Genomic DNA, 21,587 nt, shown 5'->3' with positions numbered 1-21,587 from the left:
GCGACGTAGCCTCGGTCCATGGCTGACCTCTCGCTCCCCATCCTCGACCTCTCCCAGCTCGACGAAGGCCCCGACGCCGCGGCACGATTCCGCGACGAACTCCGGGCGGCGACGCACGACGTCGGCTTCTTCTATCTCACGGGCACGGGCATCTCCCCCGAGCTCGAGAGGCGGCTCCACCAGGCCGCCCTGGACTTTTTCGCACTTCCCGAAGAGGACAAGCTGGCGATCGAGAACGTGAACAGTCCGCACTTCCGCGGCTACACCCGCATCGGTGGCGAACGGACGCAGGGAAAGGTCGACTGGCGCGAGCAGATCGACATCGGCCCCGAGCGCGCGCCCGTCGACGACGGTCCCGCCTTCAACCGCCTCATCGGACCGAACCTCTGGCCGCAGGCCCAGCCCGAGCTGCAGGATGTCGTCGCCGAGTGGCACGAGACCCTGTCCGAGGTGGCCCGCAAGCTGCTGCGCGCCTGGGCGCAGACCCTCGGCGCGGACCAGTCCTACTTCGACGAGCACTTCGGTGAGCCGTCGACACTCATCAAGATCGTCCGCTACCCCGGAACGCACGAGCCGGAGCCGCAGCAGGGCGTGGGCGCGCACAAGGACTCCGGCGTGCTCACCCTTCTCTGGGTGGAGCCGGGCAAGGGCGGTCTGCAGGTCGAACGCGACGGCGCCTGGGTCGACGCTCCCCCGGTGCCCGGAGCATTCGTCGTGAACATCGGCGAGCTGCTCGAGTACGCGACGGGCGGCTACCTCAAGGCGACGAACCACCGCGTGGTGTCGCCGCAGGCACCGGACGAGCGGATCTCCATCCCGTTCTTCTTCAACCCCGCGCTCGACAAGCGCCTCCCGTTGATCGAGCTGCCGGAGGAACTAGCGGCGGAGGCGAAAGGGGTGACGGACGACCCGAGCAACCCCATCCACGCGCTCTACGGCGAGAACGCGCTCAAGTCACGCCTGCGCGCCCACCCGGATGTCGCGGCGATCCACCACGCGGATCTGGTGGGAGCCTCCGCCTGATCGGAAGGTCACAGCGATCGTCCGCCCCCGAGGGCGACGATCTCTCGCAGCGCCTGCAGGTGAGCGGCGAAGGCGTCACGGCCCGTCTTCGTCGATCGCACCCAGGTGCGCGAACGTCCCCCGACGACACCTTTTCGCGCCAACACGTAGTCGGCCGCCTGCAGGTGGGTGATGGCCTTGCTCAGAGGCGAGTCGCCGCACTGGAGGATGTCGCGCAGGGCGGGGAAGTCGAGCTCCATGCCATCGCCCAGCGCCGCCATGAGCGAGAAACGGATGGGGGACGCGAAGTTGTCGTCCAGCTGCGTCCGTGGATGAGGCCTGGCGGCTGACTCAGCCACGGCTCTGCCGCCCCGGGACGAACGAGATGGCGGCGAAGAGCACGACGATGGTCGCGCCCCCGACGACGCCCGAGAGGCCACGGTCGCCGAGAACGTCTCCCCCGGATACGAGCCCCACGGGGATGCAGGCCGTTGCGAGGAAGGTGGCGACATGCGGCCAGCGCCACGAGGCTCCGACGGCGGGGAGGCCCACCGGGGTGCTGAACGCCACGATCCAGGCGAGGAGCGCCATCATCACCAGGAGCGTGATCACGCTCCTCAGTACGCCGTCGGGTGCTCCGGCGAGCATGGTCAGCACACCGAGCGCGAGGCCGACGAGCAGGGTCCCCCACCGGGCCGAGGCCGGCAGCGAGATCCGTGAAGGTCGCGCGGGTCGCGGATCACCGGAGGCACGGATGAGCTGAACGACCCCGTGCCCTCCGATCCCCAGCAGGACCATACCCGCCGGGATCAGCACCATGCCGACGGGGAGCGTCGTGTCCAACCCCACGAGTCCGAACACGACGACGGCACCGACGAGCACGACGCCACCGCCGAGAAGGAGAGGCCACCGCGAAGAGCTCCAGCGCCACTGCATCCCGTTACGCTGAGCCATCCCACTCGCCAGCTGCCCCCACACCAGGAAGGTGAACAGGATCACCTGCGAGGCCAGGACGTCGCTCTGTCGCAAGACGAGGGCGAAAGCAACGAGATATCCGGCCGTGATCGCCGCATTCAGGATCTGGAGCCGGGCCAGCGCCCGTCGGTCGATAGCGCGGACGCGGCGCCCCACGACCGCATCCGCCGCATCCAGATACCGGCGCGCGACGTCGGCATCGGGCGGGACGAGGGCATCCTGACCGGCAATCGGCTTGTGCTCCATGTCGGACCTCCTTCACTTTCCAGGCGGAAAGCTTTCTACTTTCCTATCGGAAAGTGGGAGACGGGTCAACCCCTCGCGGACATGACGAAGGCCGCCCCACACCGTGGGACGGCCTTCTCAAGAATGTTCTGCGCGATTGAACGCAGGATCGCAGTGCCTTAGCGGCGGAGTCCGAGACGCTCGATCAGCGCGCGGTAGCGCGCGATGTCGATGTCCTGGAGGTAGCCGAGCAGACGACGGCGCTGACCGACGAGCAGGAACAGCCCACGACGCGAGTGGTGGTCGTGCTTGTGCTCCTTGAGGTGCTCGGTGAGGTCCTTGATGCGCTGCGTCAGCATTGCGACCTGCACCTCGGGGGATCCGGTGTCACCGGGGTGCGTCGCGTACTCTTCGATGATCGCCTTCTTGACGTCTGCTTCCAGTGCCATAGATTCGATCCCCTCTCTGCTTGTTGCGCGGCGCCCGACGCCTGATACGTGGGCTCTCTTTATCCGCGGCCGATCAAACGGCAACCTGACGAGTCTACCAGCCGGCGACCCCCTCCGGTGACACCGGCTGCGGGGGCCCCGTGCGGTTGAACTAGTCTCGAAAGGTGCAGAAGAAGTCCGACGAGTGAGCGCGCGCCGCGGTCATCTGATCGACCTCTCCCCCCTGAAGTCCAGTCCGGCGTTCGCCCGGATGTGGATCGGCTCGACCCTCGCCGGCATCGGCGGTCAGCTCACCATCGTCACGGTGATGCTGCACGTGTTCGCGCTGACGCAGAACACCTTCGCCGTCTCCATGATCGCGGTCGCCGGACTCGTGCCGATGATCCTGGCAGGGCTGTACGGCGGCATGCTCGCCGATGCGTTCGACCGACGCCGAGTGGCCCTGATCGCGGCGACCATCACCTTCGCGTCCACCGCCCTGCTCGCCGCCCTCACCTGGACCGGCATGGAGACGATCTGGTGGCTGTACGCCCTGAGCATGATCAACTCAGCCGCCAATTCCGTGGGCATGGCCACACGCACGGCCATCGTCCCTCGCCTCATCCCTCGCGAGAAGCTCGCGGCCGCATCCGCACTGAACGGCGTGGCCTTCGGCTTGACGGTGATGGCAGGCCCGGCACTGGCGGGCCTGCTCGTCGCCCTCACCGGCTACGGCTGGACCTACACGATCGACGTCGTCCTGATGCTGTCGATGTTCCTGGGACTGTGGACGCTCCCGGCGCTGCGCCCGGAGGGGGAGGTCGTCCGCCCCGGCCTCGAGTCGCTGGTCGACGGCTGGCGCTTCCTCCGCAGAGCGGGCAACATCCGGATGCAGTACATCATCGACATCATCGCGATGACGTTCGGACAGCCTCTCGTCCTCTTCCCCGCCCTCGGCACGGTGCTCCTCGGCGGCGGTGCACTCACCACCGGCATCCTCACTGCTGCCGTGGCCGTCGGGACTTTCGCGTCGAGTCTCTTCTCGGGCCGCGTCGTGCAGTACCGCTGGCACGGCCGCGGCATCGCTCGAGCAGTGGAGGCGTACGGCGCGTCGATCCTGCTGTTCGGGCTCGTGCTCCTCATCGGCGCCTTCTCGGCGCCCGCGAGCGAATCCGCTCCGCACGTGGGACTGATCGTCGCCGCGTGCATCGCGCTCGCCCTGTCGGGAGCCTCCGACAACGTCAGCTCGATCTACCGCAACACCATGATGCAGGCCGCGGTCCCGGACGCGATGCGCGGACGCCTCCAAGGACTGTTCATCGTCGTGGTCGCCGGCGGCCCGCGCGTCGGAGCGCTGTACGCAGGAACCCTCGCGACCCTGACCAGCCTCTGGTTCCCTCCCCTGCTCGGCGGGGTGCTGGTCATCGCGCTCGTCGCGATGCTCGCCCGCCGCAACCGCCGGTTCCGCGACTACGACGCAGAGAACCCCGAGCCCTGACGGGCCCGGGGTTCCGGTGACTGTCCGACGACGTCAGTCCTGCTGCAGGGCACCCTGCAGGTCGAGGCTGATCGTGATGTCCTTGCCCACGAGCACGCCACCGGTCTCGAGCGCCGCGTTCCAGGTGAGGCCGAAGTCCTCGCGGTTGATGACCGCCTTCGCAGAAGCGCCGGCCTTGTAGTTGCCGTACGGGTCGGTGCCGAAACCACCGAAGTCGAGCTCGAAACTGACCGGCTTGGTGACGCCGCGGATGGTGAGATCTCCGTCGACGAACAGCTCGTCGCCCTTGACGCGCGCGCCGGTGGACACGAACTCCATGGTCGGGAAGTTCTCGGTGTCGAAGAAGTCGGCCGAGCGCAGGTGCGCGTCGCGGCCCTCGTCATTGGTGTCGACCGAGGTCACGTCGACGGTTGCTTCGACCTTCGCCTCGAGCGGGTTCTCGGGAGCGATCAGGGTCGCGTTCTTGACACCGAAGGTGCCGCGCACCTTCGAGATCATCATGTGACGCACGCTGAAGGTGACCTCGCTGTGCGAAGGGTCCAGAACCCAGGTGCCAGGACGGTAACCGGGGATTTCGATAGTGGTCATTGCTTCTCCTCTGAAGACTTCAGCCGCTGCTGCGGCAAGGGACAGGGGCCGCGTTACCACGACCACTGTGACAACTTACATTCATTCGCATGTATTCCCCTGAATGAAAGATCTTTTCCCGGACAGCACGAGGCGCCCCTCTCCCGAAGGAGAGAGGCGCCTCAGGGAAGCGAGACCGAAGTCAGCCGACGGCGACCAGATCGATGATGAAGATCAGCGTCTTGCCGGAGAGGAAGTGGCCTCCGCCGACCGGACCGTAGGCAAGGTGCGGGGGGATGATCAGCTCACGACGCCCGCCGACCTTCATGCCGGGGATGCCGTCCTGCCAGCCCTGGATCAGGCCGCGCAGCGGAAACTGGATGGTCTCGCCGCGACCCCAGGAGGAGTCGAACTCCTCGCCGGAGTCGAACTCGACGCCGGCGTAGTGGACCGTCACCGTGTCGCCGGGCTTCGCCTCGGCGCCGTCGCCCTCGATGATGTCGCGGACGACGAGGTCGACCGGAGCGGGGATGCTGGGGGCGTCGAACTCAGGCTTTGTGCGTTCAGTCATGCTTCCATCAAACCCGAGGTCGACGGACGGGGTCAACGCGCACGCACCTGCTCACAGCGAACACCTCACAGCGAACCCCCACGACGTCTCCGCCCGGGCTTCGCCCCGGAGCCTCATCCCGCACGCTCACCAAGAGGCTCTTGACACTCACGCGGGGCCGGGTGCACCCTGTTTACAGATCAACTCAGCGCCCGGGAGACTCGCAGGCATCGCCGCAGCACCGGGCGCTGAGTCTTGCCACGGGCGAGTCCCTGGCATGCTCAGCCGACGTAACCGGACAGCAGTTGTGCGACCTCGGCCGGGTGGCTCAACATCGCGCAGTGACCGCCGGGGAGCTCATCCGCGGTCACCCCCAGACGCGTCGCGGCGAGATCGCGCAGAAACGCGGCGGGGAAGAATCGATCATCGATGAACACCACGAACCTCGTCGACACCTCAGGCCACGCGGCGAGCGGCCACGGCGTCTCCATCGCGGCCTGCGACGGGTGCGCGCGCTCCCGCCGCAGCGCCTCCTGCGCCAACTTCTGCGGGACACCGTTGTAGAAGCTGACGTAGGGGTCGTCGTTGCCCGTGAGACCGTCGTCGCGCGCGGACTGGTCGGCAGACGCGACGACATATCCCGAGTTCGCCCACCACAGATCAGGCGACTCTCCCGGCAACGGGATCATGCCGGCCATCAGCACGAGCATGTCGGCGGAGAGGCGTTCGGCGACCAGCGGCGCGGTGAAGGCACCGAAGGAGTGGCCGACGACGACCACGCCCGTCCGCGCACCGACATGCTCCACGACGGCTGCGGCATAGTCATCGAGCGTGAGCGCGTCGTCGTCGGCGGGAAGATCGGGCGTGAACACCTCGTGCCCGCGCGCTCGCAACTCGGCGGCCACCAGATGCCACGACCATCCGACATCACCGCCACCGTGGATCACGACGAAGGTGCTCATCCGCCCACCCGCCTTCCTTCCGAGAAGGGTACGCCGTCGGGCGCCGCGTCCGCAGGCCAGAAGATCAGTAGGCCAGAAGAGCGGCCCTGGTCGCCCTGGTCCGGATCAGGAGGGCACGCTCGTCGTTCACGGCCATGGGGTCGCGGCCGGTGATCGCACGCTGTCGCACGGCGGCGAGCTCGGTCGCGTCCTTGATGAACGCCCGCATCAGGGGGCGTCGGTCCCCGCGCAGCTGCGACGCCCAGGCGAGTCCCACCTTGCGTCCGGCGGGGGTCGCCAGCATCGTGACCTCCTCCGGCGTGAACCACCCCGCCGCGGCGTAGTCCTCCAGGCGCGCTCTCGTGAGTCTGGCTTCCTCGCGACGAAGCGCCACGATGCACAGGATGAACCCGATGAACAGCGGCACCTGGAGCGTGAAGTAGAGCCCGAAGAAGTCCGCGAACGTCGCTGACCCGTTCCAGAGGGCGTGGAGCAGGATCGCTCCGATCAGCCCCACACCTCCGGCGCCGAACGCCGCCCGGGCCGAGCCGTGCCGGCGGGCGACCAGGCCGATCGCGAACCCGGTGATCGCGGTGAACATGGCGTGCGCGAACGGCGAGAGGAGCCCACGCACCACGAACGTGACGGTCAGCTGCTCTCCGCCGCCCTCGATCAGACTCACCCCGAAGTACTGGATGTTCTCGGTGAAGGCGAAGCCCGCTCCGACCAGTGCGCCGTAGACGATGCCGTCGACCGGTCCGTCGAAGGCCCGTCGAGCGAGCAGGAAGATGAGGAAGACACCGAGCCCCTTCCAGAGCTCCTCGACGATAGGGGCCTGCACCACGGCGGTGAAGTCCTCCGAGCGGATGTCGAGCAGGAGCGTCAGCGCGGTGTCGACGAGCAGGGTGAGCCCGACCGCCGCAACGGCACCCCAGGCGATCGCGAACGCCACGAGCCGCTTGGGTTCGGGCTCCCACCGATCGATGAGTCGCACGCCGAGGAACACGATCGTCAACGGGATGAGAGCGAGGACCAGACCGACGACCGACGCGAACGATCCGAGCGCCCAGACGAAGTAGCCCACGAGCGCGATCAGCAGGAAGCCGAGCACCCCGAAGAGCCAGAGCGACACCGTGCGCCCTTTCCTGGTGGGCACGGGCAGCGCCGGAAGCGACTCCGCCGGCGAAGGTGCCACCGGAGCCGGTGGGGTGTACGGAGTCGGCTGTGCGAGCGAGGATGCGTACCCCGTGACGGAGGGGCGCGCCGCAGGCGACGAGAGCGGGCTCGAGTACTGGGGCGGGACGTAGGGCGACGGCATCTGCTGCGCAGGCGTCTGCTGCGGAGGTATCTGCACCGGCGCGGGCGGAGGAGCGTACGGCGAGGGCTGCTGCGGCTGGGACGGTCCTCCGGAACTCATAGGCAAAGCTTATGGGCACAACGCAGACAGTCCGGATCTGGCGACGCCCTCCACCCGGCGACAGTCACCCACCCGGTAGCGTAGAACCATGCGGTTCGCTCACCTGCGCCGTCCTGACTCCCCCCTCGCGGTTCTCGCCGTGGTCGAGGGCTCGGACGCCATCCTCGTCTCTGATCTCCTGACCGACCCTCCTGCCACGCTGCAGCAGCTGATCGAGCGAGGGGACGACGCTCTCGCGGCTCTGCGCGCAGCGCTGGCTGACAGCGCTGCTCCGCGACACCCGCTCGGTGAGTGGGCCTTCGCCTCGGCCGTGCTCGCTCCCCCGGCCGTGCTGGCCGTCGGGCTCAACTACGCCGCGCACTCGAGCGAGCTGGGCCTGAAGACGGACGCAGCGCCCACGGTCTTCACGCTCTGGCCGAACTCGCTCACCGGACATGACCAGACCACGTCGTGGCCGCGGGCGCTGAGCGAGGCCGTCGACTACGAGGCGGAGCTCGGCGTCCTCATCGGCTCCCCCGCGAAGGATGTCCCCGAGGCCGAGGCGCTGTCGCACGTCTGGGGCTACACGGTGGTCAACGACATCACCGCCAGGAACATCCAGTTCTCCGAGGCGCAGTGGTCCCGCTGCAAGTCCTTCGACGGCTTCACCCCGACGGGACCCTTCGCCGTCACGGCGGACGAGATCGGCGACCCGCAGGACCTGCACATCTGGACCGTCGTCGACGGCCACACCGTGCAGGACGCGAGCACCGATCAGATGGTGCGCTCGGTGGCGAAGCTGATCGCGCACCTCTCGCAGTCGCTCACGCTGCTCCCCGGCACACTCATCTCGACCGGCAGCCCCGGCGGCGCCGGCTACTCGCGCGATCCGCAGATCTTCCTCCGTGACCACTCCACGGTCACAGTGGGGATCGACGGCATCGGCGAGCTCACCACCCACTGCCGCATCACCGACTGACCTCACCCCAGACAGAGAGGGACGGATGCCACCGCATCCGTCCCTCTCTTCGTGTCCGTGCGATCAGATCTCGATCAGGTCCTCCGGCGAGATCACCGGGATCGCCGCTGTGATGGTCTCGAGGCCGGACAGACGCGCGGGCGACAGCTGCTTGACGACCTCTTCGCGAGACATCAGACCGGCTTCGACCACGAGGTCGGCCACGCTGCGGTTGGTCAGCAGCGCGGTCTTCGCGAGGGCGGCAGCGGCCGCGTAGCCGATGAAGGGCGTCAGCGCGGTGATGACGCCCACCGAGGCGCCCACCATCGCACCCAGTCGGTCGCGATTGGCGGTGATGCCGTCGACGCAGTTCACACGCAGGGTCCACATGGCCTGACGCATCCAGGTGATCGACTGGAAGATCGAGTGCGCGATGACGGGCTCGAAGGCGTTCAGCTGCAGCTGTCCGGCTTCCGCTGCCATCGTCACCGTCATGTCGGCACCGGCGACGGCGAACGCCACCTGGTTCACGACTTCGGGGATGACCGGGTTGACCTTGCCGGGCATGATGCTGGAGCCCGCCTGCATGGCCGGCAGGTTGATCTCCCCGAGCCCCGCCTGCGGCCCGGACGAGAGAAGACGGAGATCGTTGCAGATCTTCGACAGCTTCATCGCGTTGCGCTTGAGCGTCGAGGAGAACGACATGAACGAGCCGGTGTCGCTGGTGGCTTCGACGAGGTCGCCGGCCGTGCGCAGGTCGAGCTCGGTGATCTGACGCAGGTGCTTGAGCACAGCCGGCGCGTAGCCGGGGTGCGTGGTGATCCCCGTGCCGATCGCGGTGGCGCCCATGTTGATCTCGAACATCAGCGAGGCGTTCTCGGTCAGGCGGGTGTGGTCGTAGCCGAGCGTGGTGGCGAAGCCGTTGAACTCCTGGCCCAGCGTCATGGGTACGGCGTCCTGCAGCTGCGTGCGCCCGACCTTCAGCACATCGTGGAACTCGCGCGACTTGCCCAGGAACGACAGTCGCAGCAGGTCGAGCTCCTCGAGCAGCGAGCGCAGCGTCAGCGAGAGGCCGATCTTCACCGCTGTCGGGTAGACGTCGTTCGTGGACTGGCTGCGGTTGGTGTGGTCGATCGGCGACAGGAAGGCGTAGTCGCCCTTCTCGCGGCCGGCCATCTCGAGCGCGATGTTGGTGATGACCTCGTTCGCGTTCATGTTGGTCGAGGTCCCGGCACCGCCCTGGATCACGCCGACCGTGAACTGCTCGTGGAACTCGCCGTCGATCACGCGCTGAGCAGCACGGTCGATCAGGTCCGCCCGCTCGGGGTCGAGGACGCCGATCTCACGGTTCGCCCGGGCGCTCGCCTGCTTGACCATCGCGAGGCCGACGACCAGGTCGGGGTAGACCGAGATGGGCCGCTTCGTGATCGGGAAGTTCGCGTCGGCGCGGGCGGTATGGATCCCCCAGTACGCGTCGACGGGAATCTCCATGCTCCCGAGCGAATCGGTCTCGGTGCGGGTCAGGGTAGGCGCGGCAGAAGCCATGTCACATCCTCGTGGGTCGTGGCGGGTGAGAAGGGTGGGGGATGCCTTCAGTCTACGCCGCTCAGCGCCCGGGTTTGCGGGAGAAGGCCTCGAGTCGCCCTTCCGGGCCGAGCTTCGCCATCCGCTCCAGCCATGCCTCGGAGAAGTAGTTCCCGGTCTCGGCCCCGGTCACGGGGACCACGGTGTGGGTGATGGTGTCGGGGTAGACATGGACGAGCTGGAACGCCTGCGCGGCGTCCATCCCGTTGACGTCGCCCGACGGTCGCGCGACATTCATCGTGTAGCAGGTCGCCGACGCGACGCTCACCGGGACTCCGGTGAAGGCCCCGTGAGACGAGTAGTGCAGATGCCCCGCGAGGATGCCACGGACATCGCTTCCGCGGAGGATGTCGGCGAGCTCGTCCTGATGCCGCAGCTCCAGGATGTCGAACAGCGGCAGATGACTCGGGAGCGGCGGGTGATGCATGGCCAGCAGTGTGCCGTGAGGGGCGGGTTCGGCGAGGACCTCGGCCAGCCACGAGAGCTGACCGTCATCGAGATCTCCGTGGTGCCAACCGGGGACGCTGGTGTCCAGCGCGATGAGGCGGAGGCCTTCGAGATCCCATACGCCCGTCACCGGCTCCTCTGTCGGCTCCAGGTCGAGCAGCCCGGCGCGCAGCGCCGGACGCTCATCGTGATTGCCTGCCACCCAGATGACCGGCGCCTCCAGCTCCTCGGCCACCGGTTCCACCGCCGCGCGGAGACGACGATACGCATCGGGTTCACCCAGATCGGCCAGATCACCCGTGACGATGATCGCTGTCGGGTGCGGATGCACCGCGCGGATCGCCTCCAGTGTCCTGGCGAAGTTCTCCTCGACGTCGTAGCGTCCGCCCAGCCGCACTCCTCCCGCGAGGAAATGCGGGTCGCTGACATGGATGAGCACGTGCGATGCGGGCTCGTGCGTGCCGAAGACGTACGGAGTGCCGGTTCCTGCGGACATGACGTCAGCCTATTCGCGGACACCGACCTCGAAGGTGCGGAATCCCCGTGTCCTCATCAGTGGCCGATGACGAGGAGCAGGATGCCGCTCACCACCGCGGCGGCGCAGAGCGCGAAGCAGGCATAGGCCCCGACCAGGGCCAGCGACTTCTGCCCTTCGGTCAACGGACTCTTGCGTGCCGCTTTCGCGGCCTGCTTCTCGGCGCGTCTGAGTTCCTTCTCGGTGATCACGGTGATGGCATCCGTGAATTCCGCAGGGCTCACCACCGGTGCGCGGCCGCTGCGGACGAGCAGCCGGAGACCCAGCGCGTAGAACGTGACGATGGCCGCGGCTCCGATGAGGGCTGCCGCGAACACCTGCAGGAACGCGAGCCAGTCGATCACGACGTTCATTCCGAGTCCCCGTTCCGGTCGGCGTCGGCCTTCTTCGTCGAGACCGCAGGCTTCGACGCGCCGGCGCTCGCCTTGGCCTTCTTCTCGGCCTTCTTCTCCGCCTTCTTCTCTGCTTCCTTCCTCGCCTGGGCCTTCGCCTGGCTCTTCGCCTTCTCCCGCGCCTCGGCGCGGGCCCTGGCCTCGGCCTTGGCCTGCTCGATGCGCTGCTGGCGACGCGTCGGCGGGGGCGTATCGGGAAGCTCGATGGCCCGGCCGGACTCGGCGACATCGCTCATGGCGTTCGCGGGCGTGACGGCGTTGCGACGCGAACGCATGAAGAGGCCGAGGATGATCAGGACCGCGATGACGGCATCGATCGCGACGCCCCAGTTACCCAACCAGACTACGAGCAGCGCAGCGAGGGCTCCCACTCCACCGGCGGCGGGGAGCGTCAGCAGCCAGCCGATGCCGATGCGGCCGGCCGTCCGCCAGCGGACGGTGGAGCCGCGGCGGCCGAGACCGGAGCCGATGACCGAGCCGGAGGCGACCTGTGTCGTGGAGAGCGCGAAGCCGAGGGCGCTGGAGGCGAGGATGGTGGCGGCCGTCGAGCTCTCGGCTGCGAAGCCCTGCGCGGGCTTGACGTCGGTGAGTCCCTTGCCGAGGGTGCGGATGATGCGCCAGCCGCCGAGGTACGTGCCGAGCGCGATCGTGAACGCACACGCGATGATGACCCACAGCTCGGGCTCGTGGTGAGCGCCCGACTGCCAGCCGATCGTGATCATCGCGAGGGTGATCACACCCATCGTCTTCTGCGCGTCGTTGGTGCCGTGCGCGAGTGCGACGAGGGAAGACGTGAAGATCTGCCCCCACCGGAAGCCGTCGCGGCCGTCGGGCTTGCCGTCGTAGCGACGGGTGATCGAGTAGGCGATCTTCGTTGCAGCGAAGGCGATCAGACCGGCGGTGACGGGCGCGATCAGTGCCGGGAGCACGATCTTCGAGAGCACCATGCCGAAGTCGATACCGCCGATCCCGGCGCCGACCAGCGTCGCACCGATGAGTCCGCCGAACAACGCGTGCGACGAGCTCGACGGGAGGCCCAGGAGCCAGGTGAGCATGTTCCAGGTGATGGCACCGATCAGACCGGCGAAGATCAACGACAGGAACAGGTCGGCCCCGGCGTCGATGATCGCATCCTCACGGATGATGCCCCCGGAGATGGTCTTCGAGACCTCGGTGGACAGGAATGCGCCGACGAGGTTCAGCACCGCGGCGAGGAGGACGGCGGTCTTGGGCTTCAGCGCGCCGGTGGCGATCGGCGTCGCCATGGCATTCGCGGTGTCGTGAAAGCCGTTGGTGAAGTCGAAGAAGAGTGCCAGCGCGATGACAAGCACGACGATGAGGGCTGCGGTTTCCACCGTTCGCTTTCGGTCGTTTGAGGAAGAAGGAGATGTCGACGAGATCGACGTGACGAACGAAGAGTTCACCGTGGGTTTGACTTCCGTTAACCGGCCCCGGTGAATTCTCCCACCCTCCCCCGTGCCGGTCAACTCGACCTGGGATAGCGTGAGACGGTGACTGACGCTCCTGCCGCCGACCGCCGCTCCTCGCTCCGCACCCACCACGGTGACACCTTCGACGATCCCTACGAGTGGCTTCGCGCCAAGGATTCCACTGAGGTCATCACCCACCTCGAGGCGGAGAACGCCCACACCGAGGCCGAGACGGCGCACCTCGCCGCTCTGCGCGAGCAACTCTTCGAGGAGATCAAGGGCCGAGTGCAGGAGACGGACCTGTCCGTCCCCACCCGTCGTGGCGACTGGTGGTACTACAGCCGGACCGAGGAGGGCGCGCAGTACGGCATCCACTGCCGCGCCGCCGCCGAGCCCGACGATTGGACTCCCCCGCGCCTCGAACCCGGGGTCCCGGTGCCCGGCGAAGTCGTGCTCCTCGACGGCAACGTCGAAGCCGAAGGTCACGAGTTCTTCTCGCTCGGGGCATTCGACACCTCCGACGATGCGACGAAGCTGCTCTGGTCCACCGATTTCGAGGGCGATGAGCTCTACACCGTGCACGTGCGCGACCTCGCCACGGGCGCCACGCTCGACGACGAGATCCCGAACACCGGCGGCGCCTTCTTCACCCCCGACGGCACGGGAGTGCTGTACACGACCCGCGACGAGGCCTGGCGCCCCGACACCCTGTGGCTGCACCGCCTGGGCACACCCGTGTCGGACGACGTGAAGCTCTTCCACGAGCCGGATGAGAAGTTCTGGCTCGGGGCCGGGATCACCCGCAGCCGCCGCTATCTTGTCATCGCGGTCGGTTCAAGCATCACCAGCGAGGAGTACCTCGTCGATCTCACCGGCGATCTCACCGCCGAGCCGCAGCTCATCTGGCCGCGTCGTGAGGGCGTCGAGTACTCGGTCGAGCATGCGGTCGTCGAAGGCGAGGATCGGCTGCTCGTGCTGCACAATGACGAGGCACTCGACTTCGAGCTCGTCTCGGTGGCGACCTCAGACCCGCAGGGCGAGCGCCACGTCGTGCTCGCGCACGAGCAGGGTAGGCGCCTCCTCGGTGTCGAGGCGTTCCGCGACTTCGCCACCGTCGAGTACCGCAGCGAGGGACTCGAGCGCGTCGGGCTGCTCGACTACGCGACGGATGCGGTCGACGAGCTGGCGTTCGACGAACCCCTCTACTCGGCGGGTGTCAGCGGGAACCCGGAGTGGCACTCCCCGTTCCTGCGGCTCGGCTACACGTCTTTCGTGACGCCGGGCACCGTGTACGACCTCGACCTGGCGACCCGGGAGCTGGTGCTGCGCAAGCAGGTACCCGTGCTGGGCGGCTACGACCCCGCCCACTACGGCCAGCGGCGCGAATGGGCGACCGCATCGGACGGCGTGCGCGTGCCGATCTCGCTCGTCTGGAAGCGGTCGTTCGGCGAGCCCGGCGTGGAGGCCCGCCCTCTGCACCTCTACGGCTACGGCTCATACGAACACTCGATCGACCCCGGCTTCTCGGTCGCGCGCCTCTCCGAGCTGGACCGGGGGGTGATCTTCGCGGTCGCCCACGTGCGCGGCGGCGGCGAGATGGGTCGGCAGTGGTACGAGGACGGAAAACTCCTCCACAAGCGCAACACCTTCACGGATTTCGTCTCCTGCGGTGAACACCTGGTCGAGACCGGTGTGACCACGCCGAGCCGGATGGTGGCCGAGGGCGGCAGCGCCGGCGGTCTGCTGATGGGTGCCGTCACCAACCTCGCCCCCGAGCTCTTCGCCGGAATCCTCGCCGGGGTCCCGTTCGTGGATGCCCTGACGACGATCCTCGACCCCTCGCTGCCCCTGACCGTGATCGAGTGGGACGAGTGGGGGGACCCGCTCCACGACCCTGACGTGTATGCCTACATGAAGTCATACAGCCCTTACGAGAACGTCCGCGACGGCATCGTGTATCCGCGGATCCTCGCCGTGACGTCACTGAACGACACCCGCGTGCTCTACGTGGAACCCGCGAAGTGGGTCGCCCGTCTGCGCGAGGCCGGGGCGACCGACGTGCTCCTCAAGTGCGAGATGGTCGCCGGGCACGGCGGCGTGAGCGGACGCTACAACTCGTGGAAGGAGCGAGCGTTCGAACTCGCCTGGCTGCTCGACACGCTCGGCCTCGCCGAAGCGTGAGCCGCAGAGGCTGAGCTCGTCCTCCCGGGCGGGCTCAGCCTCTCACGGACTCACCTCTCGCGAACTCAGCCGAAGAGCGCGGCGGCCTCGTCGTAGCGGTAGCGCGGAACCGTGTTCAGCTCGCCGAGCGCATCGGCGAAGGGCACCCGGACGATATCAGTGCCCTGCATGGCGACCATCTGGCCCCAGGCGCCGTCGACGATCGCATCAGCCGCATGCAGACCGAGTCGCGTCGCCAGCACGCGGTCGAACGCCGAGGGCGACCCACCTCGCTGGATGTGACCGAGGATCGTCGCGCGCGTCTCGATTCCGGTGATCCGCTCGATCTCGGGAGCGAGCAGGTCGCCGATGCCGCCGAGGCGGGGACGGTTGAAGGCATCGAGGCCCTTGTCGCTGTACGCCTCGTCCATTCCGAGGAGCTTGAAGCCCTCGGAGACGACGACCAGAGGCGCGCGGCCGCGGTCATGGGCGCTGGTCACGAGCTCGGTGATGTCGTCGATCGACATCGGCACCTCGGGGATGCAGATGACGTGGGCGCCGGCGGCCATGCCCGCATGCAGCGCGATCCAGCCGACGTGGCGGCCCATGACCTCGGCGACCATGCAGCGCTGGTGCGAGTCGCCGGTGGTGCGCAGGCGATCCATCGCATCCGTGGCGATGTTCACCGCCGTGTCGAAGCCGAACGAGTAGTCGGTTGCCTGCAGGTCGTTGTCGATCGTCTTGGGAACGCCGATGACCTTGATGCCGTCCTTGGCGAGGCGGTCGGCGGCGGCGAGCGTGCCTTCGCCGCCGATCGCGATGATGCCGTCGATCTTGTGCCCGTAGAGGGTCTTGGCGATGTTCTCGGCGCCCCCGCGCTCACCCTCGTACGGGTTGGTGCGGCTGGTACCGAGAATCGTGCCGCCCACTTTGGAGAGACCCTTCACCTCGTGCCGGGTCAGGGGCATGAAGTCGCCGTCCACCAGCCCGCGCCATCCGTCGCGGATGCCGACGAACTCGAGGTCGTATGAGGTGGTGCCCTTGAGCACGATGCCGCGGATGACCGCGTTGAGGCCGGGGCAGTCGCCGCCGCTCGTCAGGATGCCGATCTTCATGCTGGTGCCTTCAGACGTTCGGGAGATGGGGGGAAAGGCGACGCTGCCTTCGATCGACACTAGCGCCCCGGTACGCTCGGGCGCCATTCGGGATCGACGAAAAACGTCGATCTTGACGAGCCGAATCACCGATATCGACGAACTTCCCGATCACACACGTTCTCGCGGCAGATCGTACGTTAAGAACGAGAGTTCTTGACGCCTATGCCCCACCCAGCGCCTGTCGAAGCAGATGCATGAGCGCCGCCAGCTGCACCGGCTCGCCCGCCGACTCCTCGACCGCTTCACCGTCGAGGGCGCGCGCCGCGAGTCCCTGCTTCTGGTCGATCAGCTCGGCGATCTTCGTGTCGATCGTGTGAGCGGCGATAATGCGCCACGCCGTGACCGGCTCGTCCTGACCGATGCGGTGCACGCGGTCGATCGCCTGGGTCTGCTCAGCTGCCGTCCACGACAGCTCAGCGAGAACGACGTTCGAAGCGGCCTGCAAGTTGAGTCCGACGCCGGCTGCGGTGAGCGAGCAGACGGCGATGCCGACCTCGGGATCTCCGTTGAAGTCGTCGATCGCCTGCTGGCGGGTGATGGACGTCTGGTCTCCACGGATGGACACCGAGCGGATGCCCGCGGCCGCGAAGTGCGCCTCGGCCTGGTCCATGACGTCGATGTGCTTCGCGAAGAACACGACCTTTCCGACCGAGCGCTGGAGCTGAGCGGCATAGTCTGCAGCCAGCGGCGCCTTGGCCTGACCGATGCGACGGACCATGGTGAAGACGTTGTCTCCCCCGGTGCCGGCGGCCTTGGACTCCTCGAGCTCGTTCTGAGCGACCAGACGCACGATGTCGTCGTCGATCTCCCCTGGTGCGAGCCCCCGGTCCCCACGGGCCTCGATGATGCGACGGTAGCGAGCGGCGAGCCGCTCCCCCAGCTCACGCTCGGCCTGACGGATGCTGCGCCCGAACTCGTCGTCGAGCTGCACCGGGAGGTCGGCGATCAGCTTGTCCGGCAGGTCGGCGGCGACGTCCTTCTTCTTGCGACGGACGATGCCCATCGAGATCACCGCATCGCGTGCTTCCGGGTAGAACGCCTTGTCCGCCGGTGTGAAGCCGGTCGCGTCGAGCTTCTCCATGAGCTCGGGGCCCGGCTTCTCACCTGTCGTCCAGCCGAGGAAGCGCCAGATCGCGTCGAAGTCCTCGACGTCGTTGATCAGCGGCGTCCCCGTGAGGGCGAGCATCAGCGGATCATGGCCCGGGGTGCGCTCACGCACCTGAGCCGCCAACGACAACACGTTCTGCGACCGCTGCGACGAGAGGTTCTTGATGAAGTGCGCCTCGTCGACGACCATCCCGCGCAGACCGATCGAGGCCAGCCACGACATGTGCCGGTCGAGGATCTCGTAGTTCACGATGAACACGTCGGCGAACGCGTCGATGTCATCGCCGTCGCCCTGGATGACCGTCGCACGACGCTGCGGCGTCCAGCGCTCGACCTCGCGCGCCCAGTTCATCTTCACGACGTTGGGCACGACGACCAGCAACGGGTATGCGCCCGCCACGGAGGCTGCGAGCACAGACTGCGCGGTCTTGCCGAGACCGGGCTCATCGGCGAGGAGGAAGCTGCGGTGCCCCGCCTTCACGGCTTCGAGGAACCGGGACTGATGGACCATGACCTCGAGGCCCTTGGGCGAGATGTGGTCGAACTCCGGCGCCGGCGGCAGATCCATGGATGCGGCAGACCCGCCAGCACCCGTCTCGAAGGCCTTGTACAGCGGGCCCATGAGTTCCCAGCCGTCGAGACGGCGGCGTGGCGTCGCGGTCGAACGCGGCGTCAGGTCGGGAGCGAGGAAGGGGTTGGCCAACTGGCGCGCCTCGACCGAGGGCGGGGTGACCTGCCGCTCGGCGATCGCGGCCGGGACCGTGGAGATCTGCACCGGGGCCGCGTCGGCGATGATGAGCTCTTCCGGGGCGAGTTCGGCGCCGGATTCGAGCAGCCAGTCGCGACGCATGCGCTTCGCCACCGGCGAGGTCGCCTGATCAGCCTCCAGGAGCTGGATGAGCGAGGTGTCGCGCGCAGCCGTCTTCGCGAGGATCGTGGCCACGCCGTCGAGGCGCTTCAGCAGTTCGGCGCGCGCGGGGTCGCCGATCTCGGCGTCGGCCTTCACTCTGGCGCGCTCCTCGCGTACGAGGAAGGCGATCACCTGGAACTTCACCCGATTCGTGGGTCCGAGCTTCCCTCGCTGCGACTTCGCCTCGATCTCACGCACCTTGCGCGCGAGGATCGGGATGAGGGGTGCCTCGTCGTCACGACGGGACGTCTTCTTGCGCCGCGTGGCGGCGGTTGCCGTGGTCGGCATGCTCCTCCTGAGCGTGAAGGCTCCGGCTTCCCCAGGAAGCCATGGGCCGTTCTCGTTGTCCGCGTGTGGCGTGAGCCAGGACCGTACGAACAGTGGATCTTCTTCCCGTCGGGGTACGCGAGATTCGCGAAGTTCGGCGGGAGCCGATGTCCATTCTATGCCATGGCGCTCGTGCGGATGCGATCGCCCACGCCGAGCCGCCGATCCGGTCTGCCCGAACCGACGAGCAGCAGTCTGCTACAACGCCGACCCGAGAGCGCGCGCCGCATCGGTCACGTCGGCGCTCATCTGCTCCATCAGCTTGTCGATTCCCTCGAAAGCCACCATGCCTCGCAGCCGCTCGACGAACTCGACCGTGACGTCGTGCCCGTAGAGGTCGAGGCCGGTCTCTCCCAGCACATGAGCCTCGACCTGTCGCACGAGGACGTCGTCGAAGGTGGGGTTGGTACCGACCGAGATCGCCGCTGGATGCCGGATCCCGGTGTCGTGGTCGACCAGCCATCCCGCGTACACGCCGTCGGCGGGCACGAAGGCATCGACGATGGTCGAGAGGTTCGCTGTGGGAAAGCCCAGCTCCCGCCCGCGCTTGAGTCCGTGCACGACCTCTCCGCGCACATCGGGGTAGCGACCGAGGACGGTCGCTGCCGCCGCGACATCGCCTTCCATCAGCAGCTCGCGGATCCAGCTCGACGACACACGCCGCGCGGATCCGGGGAGATAGACGTCGTCGACGACCTCTACGGAGAAGCCGTATCGGGGGCCGAGCTCGCGCAGCAGCTCCGGCGTGCCCGCTCCCCTGTTCCCGAAACGGAAATCCTGACCCACCAGCACCGTCGAGACCCGGAGGGCGCCCACGAGGATGTCGATGACGAAGTCCTCCGCGCTACGGGCCGCGAGCTCCTCGTCGAAGGTGAGAACCAGGGTCGCGTCGAGGCCGAGCTCCCCGAGGAGCTCGAGCTTGCGCTCCACCGTCACCACGTTCTCGGGGCAGCGGTCCGGACGGATGACGGCGAGCGGGTTGCGGTCGAAGGTGACCGCGACCGACCGGCTTCCCATGGCGGCAGCCGCCGCCTCGAGCCGCTCGATCACGACGCGGTGACCGGAGTGGACTCCGTCGAACTTGCCGATGGCGACCGCGCTCGGACCGAAGTCGTCCGGCACCTCCTCCGGGCTGCGGAAGACGATCACGCGCCGACCTCGACCGGACGAACGACATCGGCAGGGCGGTGCGTGCGCAACCACCAGATACCGAAGACCGGGAGGACCAGAGGGATGAACAGGTACCCGCGCCCGAACAGCGACCACACGGTCTCGTGCTGGAACAGATCGGGAATCAGGATGCTGAGCAACCCCACGACGAGGACTCCGGTGAGCTCGAAGACGATGGCGACCCAGGCGACCGTGTACCAGCCGCGTCGACGAGCCAGGACGAGGGCGAGGGTGGCGAGGATGTACACGACAGCGGCGAGTGCGGAGAGCGAGTACGCCAGCGGCGCTTCGTCGAATCGCCGGACGATCTGCACGAAGCTGCGCCCGGTGGCCGCCAGCGCCATGACGGCATAGACGATGACGAGGACGCGACCGATTCCGGTCATCCGAGAGGAGGGGGCGGTGGAGCTCATAGCGCATTCCATCCTAGAGCCGCGGGAGACGACCGGTCTCCGCGCCGAGCTCTCGCGTCACGCGATCTGGATCGTCCAGATGACCTGCATCCGCCACAGCATGATCGCGATCGCGAGCGCAGCGACCCCCAGGATCACCGTGCTCCAACGACTGCGCTCCATGAGCGCCCAGAGCACCGCACCGACGGGCAGCAGCACCGCCGAGACGAGGTAGACCCAGTACTCGAGCAGGTCCCCGGTCGGCGGATTCCCGGCCAGCGGCGCGATGATCGCGACGACCACCTGCACGACGAGCAGCGCCTCGACGAGGGCGAGCGCTCCCACGCTGAAGTCACTCGGCCGTCGGCCGATCAGACCTGCGACGACGCAGAAGACGCCAGCGGCGACCGCGATGATGATCTGCGCGATCGTGAACCACAGGATCATCGGTCGCCCTCCGGCATGTTCATCGCGCTCTTCAAATCCGTGCCGCGCTTCTCCACGATGCCGACCAGGAGACCGTCCGGATCGATCGCCGCGCCGAGAGCGTCCTCGAGGCGGACGGCCTGCCCTCCCAGTCGCTTGCCGTGTCGGAGGTCTCGCGCCTCCTCCCCCGACATCTCGAGCACGGGAAGGATTCGGCCCGCTGCTTCGCCCGGAGTCAGCGTCGGCGCGCCTTCGAGCGCATCGATACCGACGGCGTCCGTCACCTCGAACGGCCCGACGCGAGTACGTCGCAGCGCGGTGAGGTGACCGCCCACGCCGAGAGCTGCCCCGAGATCGCGAGCGAGCGAGCGGATGTAGGTTCCGGACGAGCAGTCGACGACGACATCGAGATCGAGATGCCCCGCGCCCCGACGGCCGGCGAGCAGGTCGAACCGCGAGACGACGACGTCCCGTGCGGCGAGCACGACCTCCTCACCTGCGCGGACGCGGTCGTACGCGCGGCGACCGTCCACCTTGATGGCGGAGACCGCACTGGGGACCTGCGAGATCTCACCCGTGAGTTCCGCGATGCCGGCCGCGACCGCATCATCGGTCACGGAGTCCCATGCCTCGGGTGCCGCGGTGGTGAGGATTTCCCCCTCCGCATCGTCCGTGCCGGTCGTCTGCCCGAGACGGATGGTCGCCGTGTAGGTCTTGTCCGCACCGACGATGTACGTCAGAAGCCTGGTCGCTCCTTCGATGCCGATCACCAGCAGCCCGGTCGCCATCGGATCGAGCGTTCCGGCGTGCCCCACCTTGCGGGTGCCGAACGCCCGTCGCGTGCGGGCGACGACATCATGACTGGTGAGTCCTGCGGGCTTGTCGACGAGGAGGATGCCGGGCGAGACCATCCCCCCAGCCTACCGAGCGCGCGACGGGTGACCTGCGCGCACGGTCGTCCGGATCGCTCCCGGTCCGCGCCGTGCATCCGCTCGCTTAGGCTGGATGAG

21 protein-coding genes are annotated in these 21,587 nt (G+C 67.8%); 4 read left to right on the top strand and 17 right to left on the bottom strand.

Annotation, left to right across the window (positions count from 1 at the left end):
- The first annotated feature begins 18 nt into the window (after positions 1 to 18).
- On the top strand, positions 19 to 1,023 hold the full coding sequence (locus ACFVWL_RS14385) for an isopenicillin N synthase family dioxygenase (RefSeq protein WP_387184040.1): 1,005 nt from the start codon (positions 19 to 21) through the stop codon (positions 1,021 to 1,023).
- Positions 1,024 to 1,031: 8 nt separating this feature from the next.
- On the opposite strand, the gene ACFVWL_RS14380 is transcribed toward ACFVWL_RS14385, so the two are convergent.
- The 3 genes from ACFVWL_RS14380 to rpsO form a co-directional block, all read right to left on the bottom strand.
- Positions 1,032 to 1,361 (bottom strand): transcriptional regulator, encoded by a 330-nt coding sequence (locus ACFVWL_RS14380; protein ID WP_387184037.1) that lies wholly within the window; start codon positions 1,359 to 1,361, stop codon positions 1,032 to 1,034.
- On the bottom strand, positions 1,354 to 2,223 hold the full coding sequence (locus tag ACFVWL_RS14375) for a hypothetical protein (protein WP_387184034.1): 870 nt from the start codon (positions 2,221 to 2,223) through the stop codon (positions 1,354 to 1,356). The genes ACFVWL_RS14380 and ACFVWL_RS14375 overlap by 8 nt, the downstream gene beginning before the upstream one ends.
- A 158-nt stretch (positions 2,224 to 2,381) precedes the next feature.
- Positions 2,382 to 2,651: a 30S ribosomal protein S15 gene (gene rpsO / locus ACFVWL_RS14370; protein WP_387184032.1), complete on the bottom strand. Its 270-nt coding sequence runs from the start codon at positions 2,649 to 2,651 to the stop codon at positions 2,382 to 2,384.
- Between the two features lie 184 nt (positions 2,652 to 2,835).
- Here rpsO and ACFVWL_RS14365 point away from each other — a divergent pair, with 184 nt between their 5' ends.
- Entirely contained in the window at positions 2,836 to 4,128 is a 1,293-nt protein-coding gene (locus tag ACFVWL_RS14365; RefSeq protein ID WP_387184029.1) for an MFS transporter, read from the top strand.
- A gap of 33 nt (positions 4,129 to 4,161) precedes the next feature.
- Here the strand turns inward: ACFVWL_RS14365 and ACFVWL_RS14360 are convergent, their stop codons facing one another.
- The 4 genes from ACFVWL_RS14360 to ACFVWL_RS14345 form a co-directional block, all read right to left on the bottom strand.
- Positions 4,162 to 4,716, bottom strand: coding sequence for a YceI family protein (locus tag ACFVWL_RS14360; RefSeq protein WP_387184026.1), 555 nt, complete (start codon positions 4,714 to 4,716; stop codon positions 4,162 to 4,164).
- 181 nt (positions 4,717 to 4,897) lie between these two features.
- A complete protein-coding gene (locus ACFVWL_RS14355; RefSeq protein ID WP_387184023.1) occupies positions 4,898 to 5,266 on the bottom strand; it encodes an FKBP-type peptidyl-prolyl cis-trans isomerase in 369 nt (122 codons plus the stop codon).
- Positions 5,267 to 5,526: 260 nt separating this feature from the next.
- Positions 5,527 to 6,207, bottom strand: a complete 681-nt coding sequence (locus tag ACFVWL_RS14350; protein ID WP_387184020.1) for an alpha/beta fold hydrolase — start codon at positions 6,205 to 6,207, stop codon at positions 5,527 to 5,529.
- A 64-nt stretch (positions 6,208 to 6,271) separates the two neighbouring features.
- Complete coding sequence (locus tag ACFVWL_RS14345) at positions 6,272 to 7,603, bottom strand: PrsW family intramembrane metalloprotease (protein WP_387184018.1); 1,332 nt, start codon at positions 7,601 to 7,603, stop codon at positions 6,272 to 6,274.
- Positions 7,604 to 7,691: 88 nt separating this feature from the next.
- On the opposite strand from ACFVWL_RS14345, the gene ACFVWL_RS14340 reads away from it, so the two are divergent.
- Positions 7,692 to 8,561: a fumarylacetoacetate hydrolase family protein gene (locus ACFVWL_RS14340; protein ID WP_387184015.1), complete on the top strand. Its 870-nt coding sequence runs from the start codon at positions 7,692 to 7,694 to the stop codon at positions 8,559 to 8,561.
- A gap of 63 nt (positions 8,562 to 8,624) precedes the next feature.
- Here the strand turns inward: ACFVWL_RS14340 and ACFVWL_RS14335 are convergent, their stop codons facing one another.
- The 4 genes from ACFVWL_RS14335 to ACFVWL_RS14320 form a co-directional block, all read right to left on the bottom strand.
- On the bottom strand, positions 8,625 to 10,085 hold the full coding sequence (locus ACFVWL_RS14335; protein WP_387184012.1) for an aspartate ammonia-lyase: 1,461 nt from the start codon (positions 10,083 to 10,085) through the stop codon (positions 8,625 to 8,627).
- A 61-nt stretch (positions 10,086 to 10,146) separates the two neighbouring features.
- Positions 10,147 to 11,067, bottom strand: coding sequence for a phosphodiesterase (locus ACFVWL_RS14330; protein ID WP_387184010.1), 921 nt, complete (start codon positions 11,065 to 11,067; stop codon positions 10,147 to 10,149).
- 56 nt (positions 11,068 to 11,123) lie between these two features.
- On the bottom strand, positions 11,124 to 11,459 hold the full coding sequence (locus tag ACFVWL_RS14325; RefSeq protein WP_387184008.1) for a peptidase: 336 nt from the start codon (positions 11,457 to 11,459) through the stop codon (positions 11,124 to 11,126).
- Positions 11,456 to 12,853, bottom strand: a complete 1,398-nt coding sequence (locus ACFVWL_RS14320; protein ID WP_387184005.1) for an anion permease — start codon at positions 12,851 to 12,853, stop codon at positions 11,456 to 11,458. Before ACFVWL_RS14320 ends, ACFVWL_RS14325 begins: the two co-directional genes overlap by 4 nt.
- Before the next feature lie 156 nt (positions 12,854 to 13,009).
- Here ACFVWL_RS14320 and ACFVWL_RS14315 point away from each other — a divergent pair, with 156 nt between their 5' ends.
- The gene (locus ACFVWL_RS14315) at positions 13,010 to 15,109 is read left to right on the top strand and encodes a S9 family peptidase (RefSeq protein WP_387184003.1); all 2,100 of its coding nucleotides are present in this window, start codon (positions 13,010 to 13,012) and stop codon (positions 15,107 to 15,109) included.
- A gap of 65 nt (positions 15,110 to 15,174) precedes the next feature.
- Here ACFVWL_RS14315 and ACFVWL_RS14310 read toward each other — a convergent pair whose 3' ends face one another.
- The 6 genes from ACFVWL_RS14310 to truB all read right to left on the bottom strand — a co-directional run bounded on the left by ACFVWL_RS14310 (position 15,175) and on the right by truB (position 21,488).
- Positions 15,175 to 16,203: a 6-phosphofructokinase gene (locus ACFVWL_RS14310; protein WP_387184001.1), complete on the bottom strand. Its 1,029-nt coding sequence runs from the start codon at positions 16,201 to 16,203 to the stop codon at positions 15,175 to 15,177.
- 202 nt (positions 16,204 to 16,405) lie between these two features.
- Positions 16,406 to 18,550: a DEAD/DEAH box helicase gene (locus ACFVWL_RS14305; RefSeq protein ID WP_387183998.1), complete on the bottom strand. Its 2,145-nt coding sequence runs from the start codon at positions 18,548 to 18,550 to the stop codon at positions 16,406 to 16,408.
- 237 nt (positions 18,551 to 18,787) lie between these two features.
- On the bottom strand, positions 18,788 to 19,738 hold the full coding sequence (locus ACFVWL_RS14300; protein WP_387183995.1) for a bifunctional riboflavin kinase/FAD synthetase: 951 nt from the start codon (positions 19,736 to 19,738) through the stop codon (positions 18,788 to 18,790).
- Positions 19,735 to 20,172 (bottom strand): hypothetical protein, encoded by a 438-nt coding sequence (locus ACFVWL_RS14295; RefSeq protein WP_387183992.1) that lies wholly within the window; start codon positions 20,170 to 20,172, stop codon positions 19,735 to 19,737. Before ACFVWL_RS14295 ends, ACFVWL_RS14300 begins: the two co-directional genes overlap by 4 nt.
- A gap of 57 nt (positions 20,173 to 20,229) precedes the next feature.
- Complete coding sequence (locus ACFVWL_RS14290; protein ID WP_387183990.1) at positions 20,230 to 20,598, bottom strand: hypothetical protein; 369 nt, start codon at positions 20,596 to 20,598, stop codon at positions 20,230 to 20,232.
- The gene (gene truB, locus ACFVWL_RS14285; protein WP_387183988.1) at positions 20,595 to 21,488 is read right to left on the bottom strand and encodes a tRNA pseudouridine(55) synthase TruB; all 894 of its coding nucleotides are present in this window, start codon (positions 21,486 to 21,488) and stop codon (positions 20,595 to 20,597) included. Before truB ends, ACFVWL_RS14290 begins: the two co-directional genes overlap by 4 nt.
- Between the last annotated feature and the right edge of the window lie 99 nt (positions 21,489 to 21,587).

It is taken from the genome of Microbacterium sp. NPDC058269 (assembly GCF_042881445.1).
Taxonomy (GTDB): Bacteria; Actinomycetota; Actinomycetes; order Actinomycetales; family Microbacteriaceae; genus Microbacterium.
Note: the sequence above shows the minus strand (reverse complement) of the source record. Positions and strands in the feature narration are given on the sequence as shown.